General features: G+C 54.3%; 27 protein-coding genes and 1 pseudogene. 7 read left to right on the forward strand and 21 right to left on the reverse strand.

Annotated features, from left to right (window positions below; all coding sequences use genetic code 11):
• Positions 1-35: 35 nt before the first annotated feature.
• Positions 36-866: an ABC transporter substrate-binding protein gene (locus GGR95_RS08520; RefSeq protein ID WP_184564801.1), complete on the reverse strand. Its 831-nt coding sequence runs from the start codon at positions 864-866 to the stop codon at positions 36-38.
• A complete protein-coding gene (pip, locus tag GGR95_RS08525; RefSeq protein ID WP_184564803.1) occupies positions 863-1,834 on the reverse strand; it encodes a prolyl aminopeptidase in 972 nt (323 codons plus the stop codon). Before pip ends, GGR95_RS08520 begins: the two co-directional genes overlap by 4 nt.
• A gap of 49 nt (positions 1,835-1,883) precedes the next feature.
• Here pip and ubiG point away from each other — a divergent pair, with 49 nt between their 5' ends.
• Positions 1,884-2,633, forward strand: a complete 750-nt coding sequence (gene ubiG / locus GGR95_RS08530) for a bifunctional 2-polyprenyl-6-hydroxyphenol methylase/3-demethylubiquinol 3-O-methyltransferase UbiG (RefSeq protein ID WP_184564805.1) — start codon at positions 1,884-1,886, stop codon at positions 2,631-2,633.
• Here ubiG and GGR95_RS08535 read toward each other — a convergent pair.
• The 4 genes and pseudogenes from GGR95_RS08535 to GGR95_RS08550 all read right to left on the reverse strand — a co-directional run bounded on the left by GGR95_RS08535 (position 2,625) and on the right by GGR95_RS08550 (position 4,566).
• Positions 2,625-3,059, reverse strand: coding sequence for a MarR family winged helix-turn-helix transcriptional regulator (locus tag GGR95_RS08535; RefSeq protein WP_184564807.1), 435 nt, complete (start codon positions 3,057-3,059; stop codon positions 2,625-2,627). The genes ubiG and GGR95_RS08535 overlap by 9 nt on opposite strands.
• On the reverse strand, positions 3,056-3,889 hold the full coding sequence (locus GGR95_RS08540; RefSeq protein WP_184564809.1) for a carbon-nitrogen hydrolase family protein: 834 nt from the start codon (positions 3,887-3,889) through the stop codon (positions 3,056-3,058). The genes GGR95_RS08535 and GGR95_RS08540 overlap by 4 nt, the downstream gene beginning before the upstream one ends.
• Positions 3,886-4,143 carry a glutaredoxin 3 gene (grxC, locus tag GGR95_RS08545; protein WP_184564811.1) on the reverse strand — a complete coding sequence of 86 codons (258 nt, stop codon included), beginning with the start codon at positions 4,141-4,143 and terminating at the stop codon, positions 3,886-3,888. The genes GGR95_RS08540 and grxC overlap by 4 nt, the downstream gene beginning before the upstream one ends.
• Positions 4,144-4,177: 34 nt before the next feature.
• Positions 4,178-4,566, reverse strand: a pseudogene (locus GGR95_RS08550) (ComFC family protein).
• A 95-nt stretch (positions 4,567-4,661) separates the two neighbouring features.
• Here GGR95_RS08550 and GGR95_RS08555 point away from each other — a divergent pair.
• The gene (locus GGR95_RS08555; RefSeq protein WP_246423335.1) at positions 4,662-5,462 is read left to right on the forward strand and encodes a methyltransferase domain-containing protein; all 801 of its coding nucleotides are present in this window, start codon (positions 4,662-4,664) and stop codon (positions 5,460-5,462) included.
• Between the two features lie 52 nt (positions 5,463-5,514).
• On the forward strand, positions 5,515-6,570 hold the full coding sequence (gene hemH / locus GGR95_RS08560; RefSeq protein WP_425506387.1) for a ferrochelatase: 1,056 nt from the start codon (positions 5,515-5,517) through the stop codon (positions 6,568-6,570).
• A 134-nt stretch (positions 6,571-6,704) separates the two neighbouring features.
• Here the strand turns inward: hemH and GGR95_RS08565 are convergent, their stop codons facing one another.
• Together GGR95_RS08565 and GGR95_RS08570 are read right to left on the reverse strand one after the other, a co-directional pair.
• On the reverse strand, positions 6,705-6,884 hold the full coding sequence (locus tag GGR95_RS08565) for a hypothetical protein (RefSeq protein ID WP_184564815.1): 180 nt from the start codon (positions 6,882-6,884) through the stop codon (positions 6,705-6,707).
• A 144-nt stretch (positions 6,885-7,028) separates the two neighbouring features.
• The gene (locus GGR95_RS08570) at positions 7,029-7,640 is read right to left on the reverse strand and encodes a L,D-transpeptidase (RefSeq protein WP_184564817.1); all 612 of its coding nucleotides are present in this window, start codon (positions 7,638-7,640) and stop codon (positions 7,029-7,031) included.
• A gap of 162 nt (positions 7,641-7,802) precedes the next feature.
• Here GGR95_RS08570 and dalA point away from each other — a divergent pair, with 162 nt between their 5' ends.
• Positions 7,803-8,309, forward strand: coding sequence for a divisome-associated lipoprotein DalA (gene dalA / locus GGR95_RS08575; protein ID WP_184564819.1), 507 nt, complete (start codon positions 7,803-7,805; stop codon positions 8,307-8,309).
• Between the two features lie 32 nt (positions 8,310-8,341).
• Here dalA and GGR95_RS08580 read toward each other — a convergent pair whose 3' ends face one another.
• The 7 genes from GGR95_RS08580 to hslO all read right to left on the reverse strand — a co-directional run bounded on the left by GGR95_RS08580 (position 8,342) and on the right by hslO (position 16,690).
• Positions 8,342-8,842 carry a L,D-transpeptidase family protein gene (locus tag GGR95_RS08580; RefSeq protein WP_184564821.1) on the reverse strand — a complete coding sequence of 167 codons (501 nt, stop codon included), beginning with the start codon at positions 8,840-8,842 and terminating at the stop codon, positions 8,342-8,344.
• 116 nt (positions 8,843-8,958) lie between these two features.
• Positions 8,959-10,176: a class I SAM-dependent RNA methyltransferase gene (locus GGR95_RS08585; RefSeq protein ID WP_184564823.1), complete on the reverse strand. Its 1,218-nt coding sequence runs from the start codon at positions 10,174-10,176 to the stop codon at positions 8,959-8,961.
• A 39-nt stretch (positions 10,177-10,215) separates the two neighbouring features.
• Complete coding sequence (locus tag GGR95_RS08590) at positions 10,216-12,048, reverse strand: ATP-binding cassette domain-containing protein (RefSeq protein ID WP_184564825.1); 1,833 nt, start codon at positions 12,046-12,048, stop codon at positions 10,216-10,218.
• Between the two features lie 2 nt (positions 12,049-12,050).
• Positions 12,051-13,895 carry an ABC transporter ATP-binding protein gene (locus GGR95_RS08595; protein WP_184564827.1) on the reverse strand — a complete coding sequence of 615 codons (1,845 nt, stop codon included), beginning with the start codon at positions 13,893-13,895 and terminating at the stop codon, positions 12,051-12,053.
• A gap of 44 nt (positions 13,896-13,939) precedes the next feature.
• The gene (locus tag GGR95_RS08600; RefSeq protein ID WP_184564829.1) at positions 13,940-15,145 is read right to left on the reverse strand and encodes a CCA tRNA nucleotidyltransferase; all 1,206 of its coding nucleotides are present in this window, start codon (positions 15,143-15,145) and stop codon (positions 13,940-13,942) included.
• Positions 15,121-15,717: a CoA pyrophosphatase gene (locus GGR95_RS08605; protein WP_184564831.1), complete on the reverse strand. Its 597-nt coding sequence runs from the start codon at positions 15,715-15,717 to the stop codon at positions 15,121-15,123. The genes GGR95_RS08600 and GGR95_RS08605 overlap by 25 nt, the downstream gene beginning before the upstream one ends.
• Positions 15,710-16,690 (reverse strand): Hsp33 family molecular chaperone HslO, encoded by a 981-nt coding sequence (gene hslO, locus GGR95_RS08610; RefSeq protein ID WP_184564833.1) that lies wholly within the window; start codon positions 16,688-16,690, stop codon positions 15,710-15,712. Before hslO ends, GGR95_RS08605 begins: the two co-directional genes overlap by 8 nt.
• 79 nt (positions 16,691-16,769) lie before the next feature.
• Here hslO and GGR95_RS08615 point away from each other — a divergent pair, with 79 nt between their 5' ends.
• A complete protein-coding gene (locus GGR95_RS08615) occupies positions 16,770-17,216 on the forward strand; it encodes an NUDIX domain-containing protein (RefSeq protein ID WP_184564835.1) in 447 nt (148 codons plus the stop codon).
• Here GGR95_RS08615 and GGR95_RS08620 read toward each other — a convergent pair.
• Positions 17,195-18,475 carry a PP2C family protein-serine/threonine phosphatase gene (locus GGR95_RS08620; RefSeq protein ID WP_184564837.1) on the reverse strand — a complete coding sequence of 427 codons (1,281 nt, stop codon included), beginning with the start codon at positions 18,473-18,475 and terminating at the stop codon, positions 17,195-17,197. The genes GGR95_RS08615 and GGR95_RS08620 overlap by 22 nt on opposite strands.
• Positions 18,476-18,609: 134 nt before the next feature.
• On the opposite strand from GGR95_RS08620, the gene GGR95_RS08625 reads away from it, so the two are divergent.
• Positions 18,610-18,942 carry an Hpt domain-containing protein gene (locus GGR95_RS08625; RefSeq protein WP_184564839.1) on the forward strand — a complete coding sequence of 111 codons (333 nt, stop codon included), beginning with the start codon at positions 18,610-18,612 and terminating at the stop codon, positions 18,940-18,942.
• On the opposite strand, the gene GGR95_RS08630 is transcribed toward GGR95_RS08625, so the two are convergent.
• Positions 18,939-19,745, reverse strand: coding sequence for an SDR family oxidoreductase (locus GGR95_RS08630; protein WP_184564841.1), 807 nt, complete (start codon positions 19,743-19,745; stop codon positions 18,939-18,941). The genes GGR95_RS08625 and GGR95_RS08630 overlap by 4 nt on opposite strands.
• A gap of 9 nt (positions 19,746-19,754) precedes the next feature.
• Positions 19,755-20,987: a threonine ammonia-lyase IlvA gene (ilvA, locus tag GGR95_RS08635; protein ID WP_184564844.1), complete on the reverse strand. Its 1,233-nt coding sequence runs from the start codon at positions 20,985-20,987 to the stop codon at positions 19,755-19,757.
• Between the two features lie 131 nt (positions 20,988-21,118).
• Between ilvA and GGR95_RS08640 the strand changes: the two genes are divergently transcribed.
• Entirely contained in the window at positions 21,119-22,339 is a 1,221-nt protein-coding gene (locus tag GGR95_RS08640) for an argininosuccinate synthase (RefSeq protein WP_184564846.1), read from the forward strand.
• A 295-nt stretch (positions 22,340-22,634) separates the two neighbouring features.
• Here the strand turns inward: GGR95_RS08640 and GGR95_RS08645 are convergent, their stop codons facing one another.
• From GGR95_RS08645 to GGR95_RS08660, 3 genes are all read right to left on the reverse strand, one after another.
• The gene (locus GGR95_RS08645; protein ID WP_221384793.1) at positions 22,635-23,330 is read right to left on the reverse strand and encodes a sulfotransferase-like domain-containing protein; all 696 of its coding nucleotides are present in this window, start codon (positions 23,328-23,330) and stop codon (positions 22,635-22,637) included.
• A gap of 65 nt (positions 23,331-23,395) precedes the next feature.
• Positions 23,396-24,262, reverse strand: coding sequence for a ribokinase (locus GGR95_RS08655; RefSeq protein ID WP_184564852.1), 867 nt, complete (start codon positions 24,260-24,262; stop codon positions 23,396-23,398).
• Entirely contained in the window at positions 24,259-26,517 is a 2,259-nt protein-coding gene (locus tag GGR95_RS08660) for a phosphate acyltransferase (RefSeq protein WP_184564853.1), read from the reverse strand. Before GGR95_RS08660 ends, GGR95_RS08655 begins: the two co-directional genes overlap by 4 nt.
• Between the last annotated feature and the right edge of the window lie 129 nt (positions 26,518-26,646).

A 26,646-nucleotide genomic window follows, 5' to 3' on the forward strand; every position in this document is an offset into this window, starting at 1 on the left:
GTTGAACGATCATATACGCTTGAAGAAGCAGAACATCAAGCCCCCCACCACCTTTGTGGCGCGCGTAGATCATCAAATACACCACGTCCCAAGGCCGAAGGCATCGCCACACTGCGCGAAACGGCCTGCCCGCCTGCTACAACAATATCCTTAAATCCTGCCAAAACCTGTGGTTGGCTGATATCGATGGCGTCGACAAGATATTCACTCAACGCTTGGGCGCGCACTACATCCGAAGGGATCGAGACAAGCTCGACAGTGTCAAACCACCCCGCCTGCCCGTCTTTCCAGTGGTTTTCAACGCGGTGCGCCAACAACTGCTGCCCCGCAGCAAAGCGGTGAACGCGGTATAGCCCGGTCCCGACACCTGTTTCAGGCGCACCGGCAGAACGAATCACATATGCCACAGCGCTAAGCGTAAAGGGCAATGCTGGATCAGGGGCGGCCAAGGTGATCTGCACACGGTCCCTCGCCAAGGCACGCACATCGCCCAGCGCAACAAGGCTATGCACAACATCAGCCGCAGTGAAAATCCGCCCGTCATGGAACGACACGCCATTGCGCAATGCAAATGTCCAGACCTTGGCGTCGCTTGAACTGGTCCACTCTGTCGCCAACTCCCCGCGCAACGTGCCATCGGCGGCGACTTCGGTCAGGGTTTCAAAAACCAAACCCTGCCGCGCCACTTGCATGAACAACCCATCGCCCTGCACCCAGCTATCACTGCGCGCCGCACCCGACACCGCCAGCCGCAGCTTGCCGCCACGTTGTGGCATTGGCCCCGCACTCACCCCAGCTGCGGCAAGCAACGCAGCCGCAGCACCGCTGGCAAACAGCGCACGCCTATCAAGCGGCTTACGGCTCATGTGAGCGCGATCCGGTCCATCGCGCGGACCAACTCTGCGCTGATCCCCGGCTCGGACAGAGCATGCCCCGCGTGGCGGACCATCTTCAATTCGCCTTTGGGCCATGCTTTGGCAATGGAATAGGCGCTCTCGGGTGGGCAAATCATATCGTAACGGCCCTGCACGATAACACCCGGGATATGTGCAATTCGGTCCATTTGGGCCAATATCTGGCCATCATAATCCAGAAAGCCGTGGTTGATAAAATAATGGTTCTCAAGCCGTGCAAAGGCACGCGCGTATTCCCCCGGCCCGTCAACCATATGCCCCGTAGACGCAATCGACGCGAGCGCATTTTCCCATCCCGCCCATGCCCGCGCATAGCGCGTTTGCAAGGCGACATCGTCAGAGAACAACCGCCGATGATACGCCTTGATATAGTCGCCCTGCTCGCCTTCAGGGACAAGGGCGGTGAAACGATCCCAAACCTCAGGCCAGAATTTACCAGCGCCGCCGCCATAGAACCAATCCAGCTCAACTTGGGTCATCAGGAACACACCGCGCAGCACGATATTGCGCACCGCCTCAGGGTGGGTCTGTGCATAGATCAGAGACAGCGTCGCCCCCCAACTGCCGCCGAACACAACCCACTGCGGAATATCAAGCGTCTGGCGAATCAGTTCAATATCAGCAACCAAATGCCATGTGGTGTTATCCGTCACACTCGCGAAGGGTGTTGAGCGGCCACAACCACGCTGATCAAAAAGAATCACACGGTAGCGCGCCGGATCAAAAAACCGCCGCATCGACGGGCTACACCCGCCCCCAGGCCCCCCATGCAACACCACAACAGGGATGCCGTTAGGATTGCCACATTGCTCTACATATACGTGATGCCCCTGCCCGACAGACAGCATGCGCCGGTCAAACGGGTCAATGGGCGGGTACAGATGTTGCACTGCGCGCTTTTGATCAGGGGTCTTATCCATTACCAACCTATATAGTACGAGAGCAGACATTGAATACAGGAGCGCCAGAATGCAAGCGCATCAGAGCACAGTTGACCCCGATGAGGTCGCAAAATTCGAAGCCATGGCCGCCGAGTGGTGGGATACAGAAGGCAAATTCAAACCGCTGCATATGCTCAACCCGTGCAGACTGGATTATATCACCAATCAGATTGCTGGAGAATTTGACCGTGACCTGACCACGCCCGCGCCGTTTAAGGGCTTGCGAATCCTCGATATCGGTTGCGGTGGCGGGCTGCTGTCTGAGCCGATGGCCCGTCTGGGTGCCACCGTGGTGGGCGCGGATGCGGCGGCGGGGAATATCCCCGTGGCGCAGGTCCACGCGGACCAATCAGGGCTAGAGATTGATTATCGGCATACCACCGCCGAAGCACTTGCAGAAGCAGGTGAGCAATTCGATGTAGTGCTGAACATGGAGGTGGTGGAACACGTCGCTTCGCCCATCAGTTATCTGACAGCCTGCCGCCAGCTGCTGAAACCTTCTGGCCTGCACATTTGCTCGACACTTAACCGCAATCCGAAATCCTATATGGTTGCGATCATCGGGGCAGAGCATGTTATGCGCTGGCTTCCCAAAGGGACACATGAATGGTCCAAATTCATCACCCCTGATGAGCTGTACAAACTATTAGAAGAAGCAGGCCTGACCCCCGTTGACCGCAAGGGTTTTGTCTTTAATCCGCTTTTATGGAGCTGGAGCATCTCGGCCAAAGACCTGAGCGTGAATTACGTCACCGCCAGCCTCAAACCTTCAGCCTAGCTGATTACGGATCTCGCGCAGGATCGGCAGGGCTGCGCGGGCTTTTTCTTCGCCCAATTGCTCAACCACTTGCGTGATCATCGGGGCGATTGCACTTAACGCAGTCTCGCGGGCCAAACGGCCAGCGGGGCTGATCGTTACCATTTTACGGCGCGCGTCGTCCCAATCGGGGCGGATATGCACATAGCCTGCCCACTCCAACTTGTTCAGCGTATTTGTCATCGCCCCACGGGTGACATGAAATGTCTCGGCCAATTGCGCAGGAGATCGCTCGCCATCGCGCCACGCCAGATGATTCAACACAGAGAAATGCGAAATCTCCATGCCCTTGGGCAGCACTTTGCTGAGGCGGTTGCGCAAAATCTGGTCAGTACCCAGAATTTCACTGAACAGCATGATCGCCAACGTATTCGGATCGCCCGTCATTCAGGCAACCCAAAGGGGCGTTTGTGGCTTACGCTTGGCACTTTGCCGCGTGCGATGTCGATTTGCGCAAGGTCCAGATCAAATGTGTACACACCCGCCTCGGTTCCCGCATCTAGAATCACCTCACCCCACGGAGCCACAACCAGCGAATGACCATAGGTATCGCGTGTCTTGTGATTGGCGCTGGCGTGTGTGCCTGTTTGCGCGGGAGCAATCACAAAACACCCTGTCTCAATGGCGCGGGCGCGCAGCAATGTATGCCAATGCGCAGCACCGGTCACAGGCGAAAATGCCGCCGGAACTGTTAGGATATGCGCCCCGGCATCCGCCAATGCCTGAAACAACGCCGGAAAACGCACATCGTAACAAATGGCCATACCAATATTGGCGAATGCTGTACGCGCCAAAACGGCTTGCGCACCGGGCCTATAGCCTTCGGATTCTTTCCATGTTTCAGTTGGTGATACCTGAACATCAAACATGTGAATTTTGTCATACCGCGCGGCGATTTCACCCTGCGGATCGATCAGGAAAGACCGATTGGCAAACCGCCCGTCCGCGTCATCAGTTTTCAAACCCAGCGATCCGATCAGCAGCCAAACGCCCAGCGCAGCTGCATCCGCACGCAAGGCGGCCAACGTAGGGTCATCTGCCTCATGGTGCAGGACACTACGCTGGTGATCTCGGCTGGTCGAAATACAATTGCTCACTTCCGGCGTGCAGATAAATTCAGCACCCTGCGCGGCTGCATCGGCCAACATGCCACGCATGACTGGCAGATTGGCCGCAGGATCGTCGCTAACGTTCAGCTGGAGGAGAGCCCCCTTCATCCTGCCAGCAGCGCGTCGAGTTTACCTGCCCGTTCCAGCGCATAGAGATCATCATTCCCGCCGACGTGAATATCACCAATGAAAATTTGTGGCACAGTACGGCCGCCATTGGCGCGTTTGATCATTTCTGGCTTGCGGTCAGGGTTCGCCAAAACATCCACTTCGGAAAAGCTAATACCTTTTTCGTTCAACAGACGTTTGGTGGCATGACAAAAGCCGCACAAAGGCGATGTATAGATTTCAACGGTATTCATAATGTGATCCTTTTCAAAACGTGTTGAAAAGGATTTAAGCGTCTTTGGCCGCTCTTGCTAGGGTTAGAACGCGAACAGGGCCAGAACCAGCGTCCAGACAGGCCTGTGCACAGGCCATAAGCGTGGCACCCGAAGTCATCACATCGTCCACCAGAAGGATCGGACGCCCCACCAGCAATCTGCCCCTTCTTGCCTGTCCCCATGCTTTAACGACAGCACCAGATTGCGCCCCATAGCGCTATACGTCAAGGCCGAACGCCCCTGTACCCATGGCATGGGCGCCTGCATACAGGAATCACAGTGATGAAATTCACCCTGCCCGCCTGAAGTGAGTTGAACACCGCAACTGTCGCAAACTGCACCGCCAAGAAAGCTGGTATCACGCCAGCATGGGCCACAGAGACCAAAATCACTTTCGACCATATCCCCGCATGTAAAACAGCGCGGGGGATAAATCAGCGTTACAGCTGTTTGAAGTTGTGCATTCACCAGCCTATGTACCTTCTATGACCAAATCCATGACAGACACCGACACCCTGAAAAGACACCGCGCCCGCGCCACAGCGGATGGGATGTTTTTACATGCCGCCGCCGCTGACGAACTTCATGATCGTCTGGATATGGTTAAAAAGCCGTTTAAAGACACAGCAATAGTCACGGGGTTCGCCGATTTCTGGGCCAAGGCACACCCAAATGCGATGGTTACCGAAGATGCGGAAACCCTAAACCTCTCGCCCCAGTCTCATGATCTGGTGGCGCATATGATGGGACTCCATTGGGCGAATGACCCTGTTGGGCAATTAATCCAGTGCCGTCGCGCCCTGCGCCCCGACGGTTTGTTTATCGCAATCAGTTTTGGCGGCGACACCCTACAGGAACTCCGCCGCGCATTGGGTGAGGCAGAGATCGCGGTAACAGGCGGGCTCTCCCCGCGCATCGCGCCCCTTCCCGAACTTCGTGATCTGGGGGGGCTTCTGCAACGGGCAGGATTCGCCCTGCCTGTCGCTGATACCACTACTCTCACGGTAGAATACCGCGACATCTGGCATCTGATGCATGACCTGCGTGCGATGGGAGAAACCAACGCGCTATCCAACCGTTTGCGCAAACCGACCCGCCGTGCCGTGTTCCAACATGCTCAAGAACTCTATGCGCAGCACTTTGCCGCAGCTTCGGGCAGGCTCCGAGCTAGCTTTGAGCTACAAACCCTTACTGGCTGGGCTCCCGACGCTTCACAGCAGCAACCCCTGCGCCCTGGGTCCGCGCAACAACGGCTTGCAGATGCGCTGGGAACGCCTGAAACACCGCTGAAAGATTGACCCCACGTGAAATCTATCTATTTGAGATTTCGAATTTACGCAGGATGGCACCATGACAAACATGCAGACCGACCCACGCCCAACACACGCAAATGCAGACCACCCAACCGTGCCGCGCCCAAAAATTGGGGTGTTATTGGCTAATCTGGGAACGCCCGATAATTATGACTATTGGTCAATGCGCCGCTACCTGAGCGAGTTTCTCTCGGATCAACGCGTAATCGATTACCCTACGTGGAAATGGCAGCCGTTGTTGCAGCTGATCATCCTCACAAAACGGCCCTTCACCTCAGGTGCCGCGTATAAATCCATCTGGAACCACGCAGAAAACGAAAGCCCCCTGATGACGATCACCAAGGCGCAAACCGCCAAGATCAAAGCCGAAATGGCCGAGGCTTATGGCGAGAATGTCATGGTTGATTTCTGCATGCGCTACGGCAACCCCTCAACGCAAAGCAAAGTCGACGCGATGGTAAAGGCTGGTTGCCAAAAAATTCTGTTTTTCCCTCTTTATCCGCAATACGCAGGTGCCACTTCGGCCACTGCCTGCGACAAATTCTTTGAAGCGCTCAGCCGCCAGAAATGGCAGCCTGCCAGCCGCACAGTGCAGCCGTATTTCGATCGCCCCGATTATATTGATGCACTGGCCCAATCCATTGAGGCAAAATACGCCACCCTTGAATCGCGGCCCGATATTCTGGTCTGCTCTTACCATGGGGTCCCACAGCGGTATCTAATGGAGGGTGACCCCTATCATTGCCACTGCCAGAAAACCACGCGCCTGCTGAAAGAGCGGTTGGGCTGGGCTGATACCGAGATCACAACCACCTTCCAGTCGAAATTCGGCCCTGAGGAATGGTTGCAGCCCTACACCGTTGAGGAAGTGGCGCGACTTGCCGAGCAAGGTAAAAAGAACATCGCGATTTGCGCACCCGCATTTTCAGCCGATTGCATCGAAACGCTGGAAGAAATCAACGAAGAGATTTTTGAGAGTTTTGAACACGCTGGGGGAGAGGTGTTCACCTATATCCCGTGCCTCAACGATGATGATGCGCATATCAACGCGTTATCGAATGTGATTCGGGAAAACCTGCAAGGCTGGATCTAAGTCCATTCACAACTAGCGGGATCGGCACAGGCTGATCCTGCTAACCACAACAACAGCCTTACTCCATAGGCCGGAAACGCAAAAAGGCGGTGCAACAGCGCACCGCCTTTTTAATTTAGTCCAAAGACTAAAACTTAGTCAGCCAAAGCTGCTGCAACCAGAACCAGGATCAACAGTGGAACCAGAACACCGGCAGAAGAGCTAGAAGCTTCTTCGATGATGACTGGTGCTTCGATGATTGGATCTGCCAGCGAGCCAGCGGAAGCGGAAGAAGCGGCAGCTGTCAGAGCAGCGGCGAGAACGAGTTTTTTCATAGTAATTACCTCCAGAAGATGGGGCGCCATGTTTCTCAGCATGAAACGCACCGTAAACTTACCTCGTGATATCCCGTTAATAGCATCTTTCCCCCAAAGGAAATAAAGATTTTCAAAACGAATAATACTCGGTGAAGCTTGTCGTCAAATTAGCAACACTTGCGTGCCGATGTTGACCATATTGTAAAGCTCTTCAACGTGTTCATTGTAGAGACCAATGCATCCGTTGGATGACCGACGACCAATTTTGCGTGTGTCATGGGTGCCGTGGATTCGGTAATATGTCCAGCTCAGGTGCATAGAGCGGGTGCCCAAAGGGTTTTCAGGACCAGGTCCGATAAAGGGAGGCCACTCTGGATTCCGCTGTAGCATAGAAGGTGTGGGGCGCCACGACGGGTTCGGGTCTTTTACAGTCACCTGTGTGCGGCCCCGACGTGTCAATTCTTGGGTCAAAGGTACACTAGACGGGTAGAGCTTATAAACGCTCCGGTCTTCAGACCAGTAATGAACAGCGCGACTATCAATATCGACAAGAATCGCACCGTTTTTCGTATCGCTGAAATAAGGCTCCCAAGACAGCGTGCGGAAACTCGAGATGTTGCGTGGCACCACCTCTGTTACATCGCGTTCTGTTTCGGTCGTTGCCTGGCTGTTCACATCAATAGCGGTCTGCGCCAATGCGGGTGAAGCAAGCAGTGCCGCCCCGCCGGCAATAAAGCCGCGGCGCGTGTTCAATTTAAAGGTGGTATTGGACATCTCATGTCTCCGGCTAAAAAGCTCTATGGCCTTCGTATATTGCCTCAAAGACACGTTTTCAAATCAAACCCTACATCGATAGGCGGATCGTTGCGATGTACATTTGAACTGTTGCTCGCCAGCATGTATGCCATTTGAGAAATATAGGCTTGGAGTAGCGTAATGATCCGTCTTTTCACTCTTTTTCTGGTAGGCACGATGGCCTTGACGGCCTGCCAACCCGTCTCATCAACTGACAGCAATGGCCGTATGGTACCGCGTGCCTACAAAATTAGCCAACGTGAGGCCCAGCAACTGCCCTTCCGCATGCTTGATTCCGTAAATGCTTTGCGCGGTGCCTCAAGCTTGACCCCGCTGGCGCTTGACGCACAGCTTACAGCCGCCGCAGCAACACATTCACGTGATATGCAGGTTCAAAACCGCCCTTGGCACTTTGGATCAGATGGATCATCCCCTGTGGAACGGGCCAGCCGCGCAGGCTTCTCAGGAACACTTCTCGGAGAGGTAATCTCCGAAACTTACGAGACTGAGCTCGAAACCCTTAGCGCATGGATGGCAAAACCAGACACCCGTCGCATCATCATGGATACCGAAGGACGCCGCATGGGGTTCTCGTGGTTTCAGGAAGATAACGGCAAAATCTGGTGGACACTGATGGTTGGCAACTGACCCGAAGGGTCAGCGCCATTTTCCTTTAGCGTTCAGGCATTGATGGCGATTGGCACGCCATCAATGATCATTGCATATATTTTTTCGATTTCATCATTGCTTACGGCGATACAGCCCCAAGTCCAGTCGTCTTTATCGCGGCGCTTTGGGTGCCTCTGGCCATGGATGAATATATCACCACCCGGTGATTTCCCCATATCCCGCGCCGTGCGCGTATCCACCGCGTTCGGGTATGAAATTCCCAAAGATAGATGAAAGCGGCTGTTAGGGTTACGGCGATCGATTCGATAGAGCCCCTCAGGTGTTTTGCCATCACCTTCGATCTGCTTGTGGCCCTCGGGCGCGAATCCCAAGAATATCTTGTGATCCTGCACAACACGATCTTCGTTAAGCAGATACATCTTCCGCTCACCCTTATTCACAACAATGCCAGTAACCGCTGGCCCGTTGTAATTCCGGAATTTTCCTTGTTGGGCACATGCCCCAAGCGACGCCACGGCGGCGCCCCCTAAAATAAGATTTCTGCGTTTCATTTGCCTGCCACTTTAACCCTGTTCTCGGATCTACTGGCCAACTCATAGCAAAAATCAGGGCACTCACAAAGACATCATTGTGAAATTATCTAGGCACCAACGCTATTGTGATAGATTCAACGACGGCTCAGCTGTGCTGCTATCTCTACATGAGACGACCAACGGAACTGGTCAACAGGCTGAACCCAATCCAATGTAAAGCCACCCGCAATCAACTGCGCCACGTCACGCGCAAAGGTCACAGGGTTGCACGACACATAGGCGATTCTCTTGATATCCGAGCGTATCAGCTCTGCCGTTTGCGCCTCTGCACCACTGCGCGGCGGGTCGATGACCACTGCGTCGAACTTTTTGAATTCATCAGGCAGCAGCGGACGGCGGTACAAATCGCGCGCCAGATGGGTCACTGTCTTCAGACCCTTCGCCATGCGCCAACCTTTGTCCATCGCGGCGACCATGTCGGCATCACCTTCTACGGCCAGCACTTCGGCATTTTCCGCCAGCGGCAGCGTGAAAGTTCCGCACCCGGAAAATAGATCAACAACACGTTTTGCACCCTGCACAGCTTCTTGCACAGCCGCCAGTAACTGCGCCTCACCATGGGCGGTGGCTTGCATGAATGCGCCCGGCGGCGGGCACACATTCGCAGCACCAAACCGCTGAACAGGCGGTTCGCGCTGTGCGATCACTTCATCTTCCCACGTGAGCCGCGCAAAGCCGCGACTGTCACACAGGCCTGCCAGTGTAATGCGCAAAGGTCCGTCAATCGGCTTGCCGCCACTGACCTGCACATCCAACCCGATATGCGATGTTGTGACCGTTACGGCAATTGTGCCTTTGCGGCTCCCGCCGAGTTCGGCCAACGCTTCGGCAATCTCACGGGCTTCCAGCAGTTCAGGCACGACCACCTGACACCCAGGAATTTCAACTACGGTATCAGACGCGCGGCCATAGAAGCCGGACATCGCTCCCTTTTTAGTGCGACGCGCAGCAAAAGTGGCACGGCGGCGCGATTGTGCAGGTGATGTCACAATCGGGCGGATATCAGCGGTGATACCCTGTGCGGCCAGTGCTTGAGCCACGATATCAGTTTTGAACGCTGCGACCACATCATCGGACGCATGTTGCAGTTGGCAACCCCCGCAGGATTTAAAATGGCGGCAGGGGGGCGAGACACGATCATCCGAAGGCGTGACAATTTTCACGTCCTTCAAGTTTGCGCCCTCAAGCGTACCAGTCACAACTTCGTCGGGCAGCGTCATCGGAACAAAGACAGGTCCATTGGCAATGCCGTCACCGTAAATTCCAAGGCGGTTGATTTTATATTCTATCATAGTCCTGCCATAGCGATGCACAGGGCATCCCGCCAGCCCCTATTCCGCTGCTTTGACATCCGAGAACCCACCTGATTGCCGTTCCCAATATGCCGCATACAGCCCACCTTTAGCCAAAAGTGCGTCATGTGTACCCTGTTCGGCAATGCGGCCTTCATCCAAAACGACAATCCGGTCCATCTCACGCAGTGTAGACAGACGGTGTGCAATCGCCATGACCGTCTTACCTTCCATCACCCGCTCCAACGCGGATTGGATCGAGGCTTCCACTTCACTATCCAGCGCGCTTGTCGCCTCGTCCATCACCAAAATGGGTGCGTCTTTAATGATCGCACGGGCCAAGGCGATCCGCTGGCGTTGGCCCCCAGACAGTTTCACACCCCGTTCGCCCAGATGCGCGTCATATCCTGTGCGACCTTTATGGTCTTCTAACCGAAGGATGAACTCATGCGCTTCGGCCTTTTGGGCCGCCTCGATCATCTGATCCTCTGTGGCATCAGGGCGGCCATACATGATGTTTTCGCGGGCCGAACGGTTGAACATCGACGTTTCTTGCGTGACCATCGAGATGGCACGGCGCAGGCTCTCTTGGGTCACGTCGGAAATATCCTGACCATCAATCAAAATGCGTCCCTTTTCCGCTTCATAGAGTCTTAGCATCAGCGACACCAAAGTCGACTTTCCAGCGCCAGATGCCCCCACAACGCCTAGTTTTTCACCTGCATGAATGGTTAGGTCAATCTCTTCGATGCCGCCCGTCTCGCGACCGTATGCGAACCCAAGCCCTTCAAACTGCACTTCGCCTTGCGCCGCATTCAGCGGCTTGGCATCTACACCATCCTCCAGACGGGTGCGCGGCGTCAGCGTTCGCATTCCGTCTTCGATTTCACCGATATTAGAATAGATCGCCATTAGCGTGAAACTGACCCAACCCGTCATCTGCGCGATACGGATCGAAATGGCGCCCGCAGCGGCAATATCGCCCGCGCTGGCCATACCCCGTTGCCACAGCAAAACAGTTGCGCCAATCAACAACACTGGCAAAATGCCAGCAAGACTCATCAACGCAAAGCGGAAGCCAGCAGCGAGATAGCCAAATTCCAATGAACTCTTGCGGAAACCCTCCATCGCGCCCAACGCGGCGCGGTCTTCGTGATCGTCATGGGCAAATAATTTCACCGTTTTAATGTTGGTGATCGTGTCCACCACCTGCCCCGACACCATCGCACGCGCCCCTGCCCGCGCTGCCGACCGCCCCCGAATACGTGGCAGAAACCACTTGATGAGCGCAAAATACAACCCCAACCAGATCGCCAGCCCCACCGCAATCCAACCATTGATCGCCGTCAGCAACAGTACGGACCCGACTAAGGACGCCAGTGCAAAGGCCACCACGTTGATAAACTCAGACGCAACATCCGTCACGGCCCGCGCCGTTTGCATTTGTTTTTGCGCGATGCGACCCACAAAATCATTGTCGAAAAAGCTAACGTTCTGCCCCAACGACCAACGATGCAGCCGCGACAGGACCATTGGGTTGACGTTAGGCTGAACAATAATCGCGTTAGACGCTGCCGACAGGCCAAACAGCACCGGACGCGCGATCAGGAAGAACCCGATGGCTAGAATGATCAACGCCGTATTGCGCCCATCAAAAAACGCCTCTGGCCCGCTGGCCACCGTTGCATCAATCACCCAACCCAAAATCAGGGCTGTGCCTGCTTCCAACACTCCCGCAAGCGCCGAAAACGCGGCTGCCAGCCACAGCGCAGGCCAAGCGCCCGACAGGCACCAACGCATGAATGCGCCCAAATCTTGTGGGGGCGGCCCCTCAGCGGGGCGAAATGGTTTGATCAGATTTCCGATATTCACGTTTACTCAACTTCCGTTTCTTCTGCGCCAATGAACCCGCCAGATTGACGCGCCCAGAATTGGGCGTATAGCCCTCCTGAGGCCAAAAGCGCGTCATGGTCACCGTCTTCAACGATCTTCCCCTCATCCAGCACCAAAATGCGATCCATCTGCGCGATGGTGGACAGGCGGTGGGCAATGGCAATCACAGTCTTGCCTTCCATCATCCCATAGAGGGTTTTCTGTATCGCGGCCTCAACTTCGCTATCTAGGGCGCTTGTCGCTTCGTCCAACAATAAGATCGGCGCGTCCTTTAGGATGACACGCGCAAGCGTCACGCGCTGGCGCTGGCCGCCAGACAGCTTCACGCCGCGTTCGCCCACCCGCGAGGCATAACCGGTGCGACCTTCGGGGTCTTGCAACCCCTCAATAAACTCATGTGCCTCAGCTTGCTGCGCCGCGGATATCGCTTCGGCCTCGGTTGCATCTGGCCGACCATAACGGATGTTTTCCAAAACTGTGCGGTGCAGCAAAGCACTGTCTTGTTGCACCATACCGATCTGACGGCGCAGACTGTCTTGAGTGACACTGGTGATATCTTGGCCGTCAATCTCGATCCGCCCTGCCTCGGCGTCATAAAACCGCAAAAGAAGCTTGAGTAGGGTCGATTTTCCGGCCCCCGACCGCCCGACCAACCCGATCTTTTGTCCCGGCTCAATCACCAGATCAATAGCGTCCAACCCGCCAGAACTGCGCCCGTAATGATGCGTCAGGCCTTTCATTTCGATCCGTCCGTCGGACAATTGCAGCGGCTTGGCCGTTGGGCCATCGACCAATGTGATCGGCTGGGCAATCGTCTCCATCCCCTCGGCCACAACGCCAAGCTGGCGAAAGAAAGAGGACAGCGCCCACATAATCCAACCCGTCATAGCGTTTAACCGCAGGGTCAATGTGGCGGCGGCGGCAACAGCGCCAACACTGGCTTGTCCCTGCACCCAAAGCGCCAGCGCCCAACCAACAACACCAACGATCAATAGCCCGTTCAGCGCGACCAAGGCAAAATCCATTGTCGTGAAAATCCGTTGCTCGACCTGAAAGGTTTTGCGCGCTTCTTCGATCGCTTCTTTGGCGTACAATTCTTCGCGGTCATGGTGCGCAAACATTTTGACCGAATGAATGTTGGTATAAGCATCCACCACCCGCCCCGTCACAACCGACCGCGCATCAGAGGCCGCCTTGGACGCAGGACCGATCCGAGAGAGCGCCCAGCGCGACAAAACCATATAAAGCCCGAACCAAATCGCCAAAGGTAGCAACAGTCGCGGATCAGAAGTAGCCAATAGCAACGCCGCGCCGATCAAATACGCCAAAGAAAAAGAGATGGCATCGAAGGCCTGAAACACCACTTCACCAGCGGCAGGCGGGGTTTGCATGATCCGGTTGGCGATCCTTCCTGCAAAGTCATTTTCAAACCAACCAACGGATTGCCGCAGCACCTGACGGTGCGCACGCCAGCGAATCAACGTTCCGAAATTGGGCAAAATCGTATTATTGATCAAAGCGACATCAATCGCCTGGAGGACAGGGCGCAAAAATACAATGAAAAACGCGACAACGGACAACTCTGTGCCATGCTCTGCCCACATCGCCTTGGGGTCTTGGCCCAACAGGTCAACAAGACGGCCCATATAATAGATCAAGCCGACCTCAACCCCAGCAACCAGAACTGACATAAAGGCCGTAATCGCAAAGACCTTTTTGAACGGCTGGCTGTAGCTTTTAAAGAACGGCCACAAATCACGCGGCGGGTTATCCTCTTGTGGGTAGTCCACATAGGGGTCCACTAGGTTTTCAAAAAATCGGAACATGTTGTTTACCCCTAGTTGCGTTAACCAAAATTAACCCAACCATGTTACAAATTGCCATCTCGGTTAGAAGACACAGGCAAGGCCAGCAAATCACTGTTTGTCATCTTAAAATCAGACTCAAGCCACGCCGACTTGAGTTGCGCCAATCGTGCACCTAACGCGGCCCCCTCATATTCAGGCATAAGATCACCGGACGACACAGGAAATACCTGAGACCCTGCGCGTTCAAACTCTGCGATATCTTGCGTCAGCGGCATTGTTTCGGCCAAGGCACAGCGAATCAACTCTGCCTGCGTGGCAATATCCGCGCCGTTCTCATAAGCCACCTTTCGCAGCGATTGCCCTTCAAACGCCGCGGCATGGATTTGGGCGTATCGACGCTGGTCTTGCTTACTCAGCCTCAGCTTTGCAGGCACATCATTACCGCCGAGCGCCACAAGGCGGCCCAGCCAATCAGGTGTTAATCCTAAAACCTCAGAACTATGGATCGTCAGCAAGGAAAATCGCGTATCCGCCCCTGCCAAAATAGTGCCTAACGTACCTGTTTGCGCCATAGCTGCCAATGCTGTTGACGGATCGGCCGCTTGAAGTAACTTTTGCATTTCCGATCCAACCCGCTCTGCGGAAAGCGTCTCTAAGCCGGATAAATTGGAGGATATTGCAGCAAGCGCATCTGCATCCAGCCCATCGGAGGTATCCCCATACCACGCATGAAACCGGAAATAGCGCAGCGTGCGCAAGTAGTCCTCTTGAATACGTTGATCAGCATCTTCGATAAACCTGACGCGACGCGCGCGCAGGTCATCCATGCCGCCCAACGGATCAAACACCGTACCGTCGGCATCCGCATAAAGCGCATTCATCGTAAAATCACGGCGGCGAGCATCGTCTGTAATATCGTTGGAAAAGGCGACGACAGCGCGTCTGCCATCAGTCTCAACATCGCGGCGAAATGTTGTGACCTCATAGCCAATGCCGCCAGACACTACAGTAATTGTACCATGATCAATGCCTGTCGGCACAGGATGCAACCCTGCGTTTTTGCTAAGTTCGATTACCTGTTGGGGTGTCGCGCTAGTGGACATATCCACATCACTGATAGGCACGCCCATCAATGCATTTCGCACGCAACCGCCCACATAGAAAATCTGATGTCCGCCTGCAGCAATCGCATCACAAACAGCGCGCGCCGAGGCTGCCGCGAGCCAAGGCGCTGTTGAAGCGTTTATTTTTGTATAATCTCGGTCCATGCTCGCAACATACGCGCAGTTGCGCCCCAAATGTAATAGGGGCCGTAGGGCACCACAAAATAATGGCGCATCTGCCCCCGCCAACGCCGCGACTGGATCTGATAATTGTCGGGGTTCAGGATATGATCCAGCGGTACGGTAAACACTTCGTCTACCTCACCCGGCTCTGGCCGTATGTCGAACGGTTTTATGACCAAGCCAATGACGGGTGTGATGTCAAAACTGGTCACTGTCTCGTGACGCGGCAGTGTTCCCAAGACCTCAACGCATTCTGGCGGCAGGCCAATTTCCTCATGGGCTTCGCGCAACGCCGCAGCGATAACATCCGCATCGCTCTCTTCCTGCTTACCCCCTGGAAAAGAGATTTGCCCCGGATGATGTTTAAGTGCCGCTGAGCGTTTGGTCAGCAACAATCCCAACCCCTGATCAGTTTCAACAATCGGAGCCAGAACACCCGCAGGGCGCAACACGCGCCCCGCAGGCAAAACCGTATCAGGATTCAGATCAAAGTCGGATGAACCAACACCCGTCTGCGCCAAAGCGGCGCGAAAATGATCGATGCTTTTACGCATCTTTTGTCGCTTCGAACCCGACTGAAAGCGGGTCCAGATCATAGTGACTGCCACAGAATTGGCAGTCTGCAGTGACGCGCCCGTCATCCGTGACCATTGTCCCGATGTCTGCCGCAGAATAGATGGACAAACTTTGGCGCACACGTTCTTCAGAACAAGTGCAGCCGAAATGCACATGCTGTTTGTCAAAAACACGTGGCTTTTCTTCGTGGAACAACCGCAGCAAAACAGCCGACGGTTCCAACGTGGGACCGATTAATTCCAAATCATCTACTGTATCAAGCAAGATGTTCACGCGGTTCCAGTTTTCTTTTTCATCATCTTCCAACAGATCAACAGGCTGCAAAATCTCACCCGTGCCTTCGACCTGCGCCGCAAATGGCGAGGCTTTGGGCATGTGTTGCAGCATAACGCCGCCTGCGCGCCAATGCTCAGGGGCATCAGCGGTGGTAGATTTTCCAAAGCTCAACTCAAACCGCGTTGGCAACTGCTCTGATTGCGCGAAATAACCTTCTGCAGATTTGGACAGGCTGCCCGCAACCAGCGGCGCAATCCCTTGGTAGGGCGTCATTCCTTTGCCTTGGTCAATCATCACAGCAAAATAGCCTTCGCCGATTTGGTCAATCGGCGCGCCATCGGTCAGGCGATCTTCATCATAGCTGGCATAGGCACGGATACGGGCAGGCCCGCCATCTTCTTCAGGACCGTAATAATCCGTTGCAATCATCCGCACGGGGCCTTTGGATTGCACCTGTAGCTGCAATTTCCAACGTAATTTCATGGTTTGACCGATCAGCGCGGTCAACAATGCCATCTCCGCGACTAATGCTTCTACCTGCGGAGGATAGTTATGCTGCTCCAGAATACCGCCCAGCGCCGTATCAAGCCGTGCAATTCGCCCGCGAATATCCGAGTTATCAAGTTGAAATGGCAGAACCGTGTCGTCCCAGCCGCTGATGTTTGCATCTGTCATTTTCGTCTATCCTTACCGCGAAGTGATTGGCATACCCCGTCTATGTAGGGCGAACAAGCCGTGACAAAAAGGGGCGACCATGATCAGACGTATCGGCGAAGTACCAAAACGTGGCCAGAAGTATACTCTGCGGACCGGTGCGTATGTGATTTTACCCATCGGCCGTCGATTTTTGATGACCGTACACATGGGTGAAAAGGTTGATGTACAGCTTCCCGGTGGGGGCATTGACCCCGGTGAAAGCCCCCTGCAAGCGCTCTACCGTGAAGTCCGTGAAGAAATTGGCTGGTCCATCGCGCAGCCCCTGCGCCTTGGCGCCTTTCGCCGTTTTGTATTTATGCCCGAATATGATCTTTGGGCAGAGAAGCTGTGCCACGTTTATGTGGCACGCCCTACCCGTCAGCTTCATCCGCCGATTGAGCCTGACCATGAAACAGTGATTCTTGACGCCGATGATGCGATTGCGGCCTTGGGAAATGACGGCGACAGGATGTTTCTTGAAGCTTATGTCGCCTCTAGGCCGTGATATTCAAACAAGATCGCTGATATATCGTCTTCAAAATCGCTACTCCCGTTAAACTCGGTCAGGCGCCATATCAACGCCTCAAGAAACGCTGGCCCGAATACCTCTTGCAGCTCAGTCATCAGCGCAGCCAGCCCTTCTTCTGCCAGCATCTCACCATTGGGTTTTGTGCATTCCGTCACGCCATCTGACAAGATTAAAAGGCGATCCCCTTGAGCCAACTGTAATTCAAACTGCTCAAAAACTGCGTCTTTCACCAACCCGACAGGAAACCCGCCTGCGCCAAACTGTTCTATGGTGCCGTTCGCACGTTGGACCACGGGATGAGGATGCCCCGCCTGTGACAGTACAATCCGCCCGGTTCCCAGTTCTACAAAGCCAAGTAACAATGTGAAATAATGCTCAGTCTCCATCTCCTCCAGAACAAGCGTATTCAGAGCAGAAACCACATCTTCGGGTCGTCGTGGTACAAATTGCCCATGTGCATTCCGCCGCAAAGCAACGTTTTGGTCGGGTGCTACGCTTGAGAGATAGCCCGCCAGCCGCGCTGTCATCAGTGCCGAACTGATCCCGTGACCGGATACATCGATCGCATAGACCCCGACATGCCGGATGCCAGCCTCAAAAAAACCCACCAGATCACCACCCACATGGCCACAAGGCCGTAACATCAGCGAAATGTCACCACAATGCAGCTTGCGAAACCGTTCCCTTACCAGAGATTGCTGAAGCTTTTTCGCTTCTTGCAGGTCACGGTCAATATTATCGTAAAGGAGCTGTAGCTCATCCAGTGCCTCACTCAGCGCGCTATTGGCTTGCGCCGTTGCACGCTGCATTTCGACCAAACGCTCGCCGGCTGCGATACGCGCGCGCAGCTCGTTATTGTTCACCGGTTTTGACAGGAAATCATCTGCACCGCTGTTTAACCCAAGCGCCACTTCTTCTTTCTCGTTTTTGGAGGTCAGAAGGATGAAATAACTATATTCCTCACCCTCGGTTTCACGAAATCGCGCACAAAGTTCTAACCCCGACATGCCCGGCATCATCCAATCGCTTAGTACTAAATCGGGTCGCTTCACCGCAGCAAACTCCAGCGCCTCGTGACCACTTGCCGCTTCCGCCACGTCAAATCCCCACCGCCTGAGGGCAACCGACAGGATTTTGCGCTGCAGCTTACTGTCATCCACCACCAGCACGTGTTGTATCGCACCGATGCGCGGCGATTGTGTGGGTTCTAAAAGGCTGATCCGCGAAAAAGGCATATGGTTTCCACAATGGCTACTCTGCCCCAGCGCTACCTGATTGTTATTAACAGCGGGTGAAACCCCGAATTGATTTCGCTCATACCCTCTTAAGAATTACGCGTTATCCACGAAGAGGCCATCGGAGGAAGCAGATGATTGACTGGAAAAGGATCAAGGTATTGCAGGATGAAATCGGCAAAGACGATTTCCCTGACATCGTCGAAATTTTCGTCGAGGAAGTTGACGAGATAATCCAGAGCATTGGAGGTGCACCTGATCTGGAAACGCTGGGCGACACCCTTCACGCCCTCAAAGGGAGTGCCCTTAATCTAGGTTTTAGTGCTTTTGCAGACCTGTGCCAGCAAGGCGAATTACGCGCCGCCGATGGCGGCGCACAAGACGTTTCACTCGCCCCTATTTTACAGTGTTACGCACAGAGCAAAGATATCTTTCTAGCTGGAATCGTAAACGCGAAATGCCCTTAAACCAGCTTGTAGAACTCGGCGACGCTTATACCGCCTTGCTCGGACATCGCTTTGGCCCGCAACATCTGCATCCCTTTGATCCAGCGACTAGGGTCTGCACCACGCAAGGCGCTGAACTTTGCCACATCTGGATGGGGAAGAATGACAAAGCTGCCGTCTGCAACGCCCTGCCAAACGGATTTGGCAACATCACCAGCGGTCAACAGGTTTCCCTCTGCGTCACCGTCACCCAACCCCAACAACGGCGTTGCCACATATTGCGGACACACAACCGATACGCCGATCCCTTCGTTGCCATGCGAAATCAACAACGATTCAGCAAAGCTGACGGCGGCATGTTTCGTGGCAGAATAAGCCGCATCACCGATCTGGTTCAGCAATCCGGCGGCAGAGGCCACATTCACAAAATGTCCTGATCCGCATTTTATCATCGCGGGCAACAGCGCCCGTGCCGCCCAGACGTGGGCCATCACATGCACATTCCAGTTCAGCATCCAATCCGCATCGGGTGCCGAGGCAGCATGGCTTGGATCACCACGCCCTAACCCTGCGTTGGAAACAAACACATCCACAGGGCCAAAAGCCGCTTCTGCCACATCAATTACGGCAATGATCTGCGCCTCTTGCGTCACATCGCAAACAACAGAGATGCCGCCGATTTCATCCGCTAATTTCTGTGCGGCATCGCCGTTCAGGTCCGCTATGCACACCCGCGCACCAGCCCCCGCCGCTTGCCTTGCAAGCGCGGCACCGATGCCACTGGCACCGCCAGTTACAACAACCGTTTTCCCTGAAATATTCATAACGCCTCCCTACAATACGAATTGGGCAAGCGTTTCATCATTTGTGATATCTGTATAGGTGAACCCTGCGTCATCCAGCAGCGCCAGAAAACGAGGAAAGGCATCAGGGCTGGGTGTTTCGATTCCAATCAGAACAGAACCAAAGTTGCGCGCTGACTTTTTCAGGTACTCAAACCGGCAGACATCATCATCAGGCCCAAGGATGCCCAGAAACTCCTTCAACGCACCAGGCCGTTGCGGCAACCGCAAGATGAAGTATTTCTTTAGGCCTGAGTACCGTTGCGCCCGCTCTTTCACTTCGGGAAGGCGTTCAAAATCAAAGTTACCGCCCGAAGTGACGCAGACCACGGTTTTGCCTTTGATCTGCTCGGCCACTTCGCCCAGCGCCTCAACGCTCAACGCGCCAGCAGGCTCCAGCACAATGCCTTCAACGTTAAGCATCTCAATAATACTGACGCAAATACGATCTTCGGACAGATGCACCACATCAGATCGCTGCACATCCTTCAGCTTTTCAAACGTGCGCATCCCTATTTTTGCCACAGCAGCGCCATCGACAAAACTATTGATCGGCGAAACATCAACAGGGGCACCCTGCTCCAAAGCGCGTGCAAGGCTGGGTGCGCCTTTCGGCTCTACATAAGTATAAGTGCAGCGATTTTCGAAAAATGCAGTCGTGCCAGCAGACAAACCGCCACCGCCGACAGGCAATATAATGTGATCAGGCGCACGCCCCAATTGATCCTCAATCTCCACCGCAACGGAGGCTTGTCCCTCAATCACGTCATCATCATCAAAAGGCGAAAGGAAATACGCGCCCTCTTCGGCGCAAAATTTCTGCGCCGCACCGAGTGCCTTGTCAAAGTAATCTCCCACCAGACGTACTTCGATGTTTGCACCGCCAAACATCTTGGTTTTCTGAACTTTCTGCTGGGGCGTGGTTACAGGCATAAAAATCACGCCGCGCACGCCAAAATGGCTACACATAAACGCAACACCCTGCGCATGGTTTCCCGCTGAAGCACAGACAAATACATCATGTTCAGGGATCACTTTGCGCATCGCATTAAACGCCCCGCGCAACTTATAAGACCGAACAGGACTCAGATCTTCGCGCTTTAGGTAAATGTCAGCACCATACCGCTCTGACAGGTGTTCATTTTTCAACAGTGGCGTTGCGGGAAAGACCGTGCGCATGGCGCGGGTGGCGGCAATTGCGCCCATTTCGAAATCTTCGCTCATCTGCGGTGGCCCTTTTATTACGCTCGTCCTCGATAGGTCTGTATCGCGAGAGCGTCAATAATTCCATCTATCTTGCCGTGCGTCATAAAAACCGATACGCCAGCGCGAATAACTCGACAAAGGAAGAGATCATGTCAGCGCCCAAAAAAGTTGTGCTCGCCTATTCCGGCGGGCTTGATACCTCAATCATCCTCAAATGGCTGCAAACCGAATACGGTTGCGAGGTTGTGACCTTCACCGCCGATCTAGGTCAAGGCGAAGAGCTGGAACCAGCACGCGCCAAAGCAGAGCTGATGGGTGCCTCCGAGATTTACATCGAAGACGTGCGCGAAGAATTTGTGCGTGATTTTGTTTTCCCGATGTTCCGCGCCAACGCAGTCTATGAGGGGCTGTATTTGCTGGGCACCTCCATTGCACGTCCGCTGATCTCTAAGCGTCTGGTTGAGATTGCCCATGAAACCGGTGCCGATGCCATCGCACATGGTGCAACCGGTAAAGGCAACGATCAGGTTCGTTTTGAACTGGCCGCCTACGCACTGGACCCGAATATCAAGGTCATCGCACCTTGGCGCGAGTGGGACTTGTCCAGCCGTACAAAATTGCTGGAATTCGCCGAGCAGAACCAGATTCCCGTTGCAAAAGACAAACGCGGCGAAGCGCCTTTCAGCGTCGATGCGAACCTGCTGCACACCTCTTCTGAAGGTAAAGTGCTGGAAGATCCTGCAATCGACGCGCCAGAATATGTCTATCAGCGCACCGTTGCGCCCGAAGATGCCCCGAACGAGCCAGAATACATCGAAGTTGGTTTTGAGCGTGGTGACGCAGTATCCGTCAACGGCGAAGCGCTGTCCCCTGCTGAGCTGCTGACCAAGCTGAACGAATTGGGTGGCAAACATGGCTGTGGCCGTCTTGATCTGGTTGAAGGCCGTTTTGTTGGCATGAAATCACGCGGTATCTACGAAACCCCCGGCGGCACATTGCTGTTGGAAGCACACCGTGCCATCGAATCCATCACCTTGGACCGCGGTGCGATGCACCTCAAAGACCAGTTGATGCCGCAATATGCCGAACTGATCTATAATGGTTTCTGGTTCTCGCCAGAGCGCACAATGCTGCAAGCTGCAATTGACGCCAGCCAGACACATGTCACGGGTACCGTTCGTTTGAAGCTGTACAAAGGCCATGTACGCACTGTTGGCCGTTGGTCAGATTACAGCTTGTATTCAGAAGCGCATGTGACGTTTGAAGACGATGCAGGTGCCTACGACCAAAAAGACGCTGCTGGTTTCATCCAACTGAACGCGCTGCGCCTCAAATTGCTGGCCGCACGTGACAAGCGGATTAAAGGCTGAATTACGCAAAACAGGCCGGTCAGATCCTTCTGACCGGCCTGCGCTATTAGGTGTCAATCAAACCTAATACCCAACGGTACTCAGATTCCTAGTCTGCATTGAACAGGTGTTTTATGCCGACAGAAGAAGCGCCTAGTAAGCTTCAGACCGGATCACAAAAACTTAAACATGAACAGCCTGAGCAATTACTGCCCAGGCCGTTTACTCGTTACCCAAACCGGAATCGGCCTACTGACGTTGGTGTAATCAAATACCATTTACGAACACTGAATTTTTAGCATAAAGCGCTTAGTTTTCACGGGGAAAGCCGGCGTTCGTATAACCCTTGATAATACGGCATCGCAGCATCCAGAACGGGTTGTAACGCCGAAGGGACATCAGGCAATGGTCCTTCGGCACCATCAATTCCAGTACTCCCGTGAACGGCATTGTACCAATGTTCGGCCCAAATGCCGTCTTGTTCACGCGGGCCAGAGGGCCAGCTGAGCATAGCGGGATCAAACGACAAACCAATCTCACTGCACAGCGCGCGCAACATCACTTCTGGACGGGCACGGATGTCTGTGCTGTCGATGATGATACCGCCAGATTTCTGGTATAACTCTGCTTGTTGCACAAATCCGATATCCTCCAGCGTGGGTGCTTCACGTTTTGCCGCATAGCTTGCGATCACCCTTGCGGGATGGCGAATGAGGTGAATATTGATGCAATCATCCGCCCAGCCCATGGGAAAGCCGGGCAACATATGATGTGGCATATGCTTCATATACAAATGCGGCACACCATCTTGCATACATGATTGCCCAACAATATCGGGATCGGTTTCATGGACCTCAATGATCCTGTCGGCCATCGGGTGATCTGCACCAGAAGTCGCCAGATAGGGTGCATAAAATGGCTCGTCCATGACATTAAAATCATCACGTGCGCCAAAGGCATACATCATGGCAGTGCTGAGATTACGGGGACCGGACCACATCGCGATGCGCATATACAAATCCTTGTGCTTTTCTTTGAGTATGAGCGCCCGTCGCAAGCCCGTAAACTGAAATCAGGTTACGCGCCGAAATGGTCCTGAATTTCCTTGAGGTCCGGAATCACGTCGGCTGTGCCGCGCCGTGTCACCATCAATGAACCAGCCTTGAGCGCCAGATCAATCGCCGCCTCCATGTCTAGCCCACGATCCAAAGCCGCTACTAGAAAACCAGTAAATGTGTCACCCGCCCCTGTCGTGTCCAACGCTTCGGCCGGATAAGCATCAAAACAGGTCTCGGTTGTGCTGGAAATCCACTTACAGCCTTGCGCACCCAGCGTGATCACCACATCGGCAATACCCAAAGCACCCGCAGATTTTCCGGTTGCTTCCTCTAGCTGGCTTGCCTCCACCTCGTTCAGAACCAGAAGGTCAATTTTGCCAAATAGATCTGTAATGGCATCAGCATCAAACGGCGCAGCCGCGTAGGCCACACGCAATCCCAACGCCTGCGCCGTGCTTGCGGCATAAGCCTGCCCGTTTGTTTCATTCTGCATCAACAGGAAATCCCCTGGTGATGCTTCGGTCAGCGCGGCGCCGATGATTGCTTCGGTCAGTTCAACATTCGCCCCTTGAAACAGCACGATGTTATTTTCGCCCTGCGCATCAATCACGATGTTTGCATGGCCTGTTGGCACATCAATTTTGGCGATGTGGGGGGTATCGACCCCGTATTCCATCAGCCGCTCACGTGTCCATTGACCGTTGTGCCCGATCGCCCCGATATGCGAAACCCGCGCACCAGCGCGCGCCGCAGCCACAGACATATTCGCGCCTTTGCCGCCCAAACCAAAACCATAGCTTTGCGCGGCCAATGTTTCGCCCGCGCTTGGCAAATGTGGAACCTCGTAAAAATTGTCGATGTTAATCGACCCGAGGTTCCAGATCATCCGCCCACCTTACAGGCCGCAAGAATTGCCATATTCAGAATGTCGTTGGTGGTTGATGTCGACGATGCTATCTGGATCGATTGATCCAGCCCCGTCAGGATCGGACCAATTACAGTTGCCCCCGCCATTTCCTGCATCAGCTTGACCGAGATACTGGCCGAATGACGCGCAGGCACAACGAGGATATTAGCAGGGCCTGTCAAACGCGAGAACGGATAGTTTTTCTGGCTCTCTGCATTCAGCGCCACATCAACGGTCATTTCGCCTTCGTATTCGAAATCAACACCGCGCTCATCCAGTACTTTGGGCGCCATATGCATCTTTTCCGCCCGTTCAGACACAGGATAGCCAAAGGTTGAGAAGCTAACAAAAGCCACACGTGGCTCCAGCCCCAGATGCCGCGCAACACGTGCGCCGCTTTCTGCGATGTTCGCCAGATCGGTGGCATCAGGCCATTCATGCACCAACGTATCGCCAATCAGAACAATCCGACCTTTATGCAGTAGCGCTGTAATACCTGTCGCTCCACCCTGGGCTGTGGCATCAAAAACATGGTTGATCTGGTCCAGAACATGGGCTGACTTACGTGTCGCCCCTGTGACCAAACCATCCCCATGCCCGTGGGCCAACATCAGCGCAGCGAACACATGACGATCCCGTGCGGCAAGACGGTGAATGTCTTTTGCATCAAATCCGCGACGCTGAAGGCGATCAAACAGGAAGGTTTTATAGATTTCCAAATGCGGCGTATTGGCGGCGTTCACCACCTCCAATTCGCTCACCGCATCTTCCAGCCCTGCTGCAATCAACTTGGCCTCTACATCGTCCTGACGGCCAACAACCAACGCATGACCAAAACCTTGACGTTGATACATGACGGCAGCGCGCAGCACTTTCGGATCATCCCCTTCAGCAAAGATCATCCGCGCCTGATTGGCGCGTGCACGGGTATTGATCCCGCGCATGATGTTTGCCGTTGGATCGAGGCGTGATTTCAAACTCTGCTCATAGGCGTCCATATCAATGATCGGACGCCGCGCTGCGCCTGTGTCCATACCCGCCTTGGCAACCGCTGGCGGAATTGTATGGATCAGGCGCGGATCAAATGGCGTGGGAATGATGTAATCACGGCCAAAGGTCAGGGTTTTACCATAAGCCAACGTTACTTCGTCAGGCACGTCTTCACGCGCAAGATTGGCCAGCGCATGGGCGCAAGCGATCTTCATCTCGTCATTGATCGCACGGGCGTTGATATCCAGCGCTCCACGGAACAGGTAAGGAAAGCCCAGCACGTTATTCACTTGGTTCGGGTAATCACTGCGCCCGGTTGCCACAATCGCATCTTCGCGCACGGCATGGGCTTCTTCTGGCGTGATTTCAGGATCAGGGTTTGCCATCGCAAAAATAACCGGATGTGCTGCCATGCTGGCAACCATATCTGCGGTCACCGCACCTTTGGCCGACACCCCAAGGAATACATCCGCGCCGTTCATCGCATCCGCAAGGCTACGCGCATCTGTTGTCGCCGCATGTGCAGATTTCCACTGGTTCATGCCTTCGGTACGACCCTGATAAATCACACCTTTGGTGTCACACATGATGCAGTTGTTATGCTTGGCACCCATCGCTTTGAGCAACTCAAGACAGGCAATCCCCGCCGCACCTGCACCGTTCAACACAATGCGCACATCTTCGATTTTCTTGCCCGAGATTTTCAACGCGTTAATCAGACCCGCCGCACAGATCACCGCTGTACCGTGCTGATCATCATGGAAGACGGGGATATCCATTTCTTCCTTGAGACGCTGCTCGATGATAAAACACTCTGGCGCTTTGATATCTTCCAGATTGATCCCGCCAAAGGTCGGGCCCATCAATTTAACTGCATTGATAAAAGCTTCGGTGTCTTCCGTGTCCAACTCAATGTCGATGCTGTTTACATCTGCAAAGCGTTTGAACAAAACCGCCTTGCCCTCCATCACAGGTTTGGACGCAAGCGCACCCAGATTGCCCAGCCCCAGAACCGCAGTCCCGTTAGAAATAACCGCAACAAGATTGCCTTTGTTGGTGTAATCATACGCCAGTTGCGGATCGGCGGCGATGGCTTCGCAAGGCACAGCCACTCCTGGCGAATAGGCCAAAGACAGGTCGCGCTGTGTGGTCATCGGCACCGTAGCCGTGATTTCAAACTTGCCCGGTGTCGGCTCAAGATGGAAGGCAAGCGCCTCGGCGGAAGTTACTTTGTTTTTAGTCACGGGCTAGGCACCTTCAATTTGTTTCACCTGTCATAACGCTCTGCGCCCCGTCACACAATCATTCCGCGACATCACCTGTCGTGATCCCCTTTCAACATGGCCCATGGTTTTGTAAGGACGATACAAGCG

The sequence above is a fragment of the Sulfitobacter undariae genome, from assembly GCF_014196805.1.
In the GTDB taxonomy this organism is placed as follows: domain Bacteria; phylum Pseudomonadota; class Alphaproteobacteria; order Rhodobacterales; family Rhodobacteraceae; genus Sulfitobacter; species Sulfitobacter undariae.

Coding starts and splice junctions, on each gene's coding strand:
- hslO (WP_184564833.1), bottom strand. CDS start 16,690: ATGACAGATGCAAACATCAGCGGCTGGGACGACACGGTTCTGCCATTT.
- GGR95_RS08640 (WP_184564846.1), top strand. CDS start 21,119: ATGTCAGCGCCCAAAAAAGTTGTGCTCGCCTATTCCGGCGGGCTTGAT.
- GGR95_RS08605 (WP_184564831.1), bottom strand. CDS start 15,717: ATGCGTAAAAGCATCGATCATTTTCGCGCCGCTTTGGCGCAGACGGGT.
- ilvA (WP_184564844.1), bottom strand. CDS start 20,987: ATGAGCGAAGATTTCGAAATGGGCGCAATTGCCGCCACCCGCGCCATG.
- GGR95_RS08585 (WP_184564823.1), bottom strand. CDS start 10,176: ATGATAGAATATAAAATCAACCGCCTTGGAATTTACGGTGACGGCATT.
- pip (WP_184564803.1), bottom strand. CDS start 1,834: ATGGATAAGACCCCTGATCAAAAGCGCGCAGTGCAACATCTGTACCCG.
- GGR95_RS08595 (WP_184564827.1), bottom strand. CDS start 13,895: ATGTTCCGATTTTTTGAAAACCTAGTGGACCCCTATGTGGACTACCCA.
- GGR95_RS08565 (WP_184564815.1), bottom strand. CDS start 6,884: ATGAAAAAACTCGTTCTCGCCGCTGCTCTGACAGCTGCCGCTTCTTCC.
- dalA (WP_184564819.1), top strand. CDS start 7,803: ATGATCCGTCTTTTCACTCTTTTTCTGGTAGGCACGATGGCCTTGACG.
- GGR95_RS08520 (WP_184564801.1), bottom strand. CDS start 866: ATGAGCCGTAAGCCGCTTGATAGGCGTGCGCTGTTTGCCAGCGGTGCT.
- GGR95_RS08625 (WP_184564839.1), top strand. CDS start 18,610: ATGATTGACTGGAAAAGGATCAAGGTATTGCAGGATGAAATCGGCAAA.
- GGR95_RS08540 (WP_184564809.1), bottom strand. CDS start 3,889: ATGAAGGGGGCTCTCCTCCAGCTGAACGTTAGCGACGATCCTGCGGCC.
- hemH (WP_425506387.1), top strand. CDS start 5,515: ATGACAAACATGCAGACCGACCCACGCCCAACACACGCAAATGCAGAC.
- GGR95_RS08655 (WP_184564852.1), bottom strand. CDS start 24,262: ATGATCTGGAACCTCGGGTCGATTAACATCGACAATTTTTACGAGGTT.
- GGR95_RS08600 (WP_184564829.1), bottom strand. CDS start 15,145: ATGGACCGAGATTATACAAAAATAAACGCTTCAACAGCGCCTTGGCTC.
- GGR95_RS08580 (WP_184564821.1), bottom strand. CDS start 8,842: ATGAAACGCAGAAATCTTATTTTAGGGGGCGCCGCCGTGGCGTCGCTT.
- GGR95_RS08570 (WP_184564817.1), bottom strand. CDS start 7,640: ATGTCCAATACCACCTTTAAATTGAACACGCGCCGCGGCTTTATTGCC.
- GGR95_RS08620 (WP_184564837.1), bottom strand. CDS start 18,475: ATGCCTTTTTCGCGGATCAGCCTTTTAGAACCCACACAATCGCCGCGC.
- GGR95_RS08630 (WP_184564841.1), bottom strand. CDS start 19,745: ATGAATATTTCAGGGAAAACGGTTGTTGTAACTGGCGGTGCCAGTGGC.
- ubiG (WP_184564805.1), top strand. CDS start 1,884: ATGCAAGCGCATCAGAGCACAGTTGACCCCGATGAGGTCGCAAAATTC.
- GGR95_RS08555 (WP_246423335.1), top strand. CDS start 4,662: ATGACAGACACCGACACCCTGAAAAGACACCGCGCCCGCGCCACAGCG.
- GGR95_RS08615 (WP_184564835.1), top strand. CDS start 16,770: ATGATCAGACGTATCGGCGAAGTACCAAAACGTGGCCAGAAGTATACT.
- GGR95_RS08535 (WP_184564807.1), bottom strand. CDS start 3,059: ATGACGGGCGATCCGAATACGTTGGCGATCATGCTGTTCAGTGAAATT.
- GGR95_RS08645 (WP_221384793.1), bottom strand. CDS start 23,330: ATGCGCATCGCGATGTGGTCCGGTCCCCGTAATCTCAGCACTGCCATG.
- grxC (WP_184564811.1), bottom strand. CDS start 4,143: ATGAATACCGTTGAAATCTATACATCGCCTTTGTGCGGCTTTTGTCAT.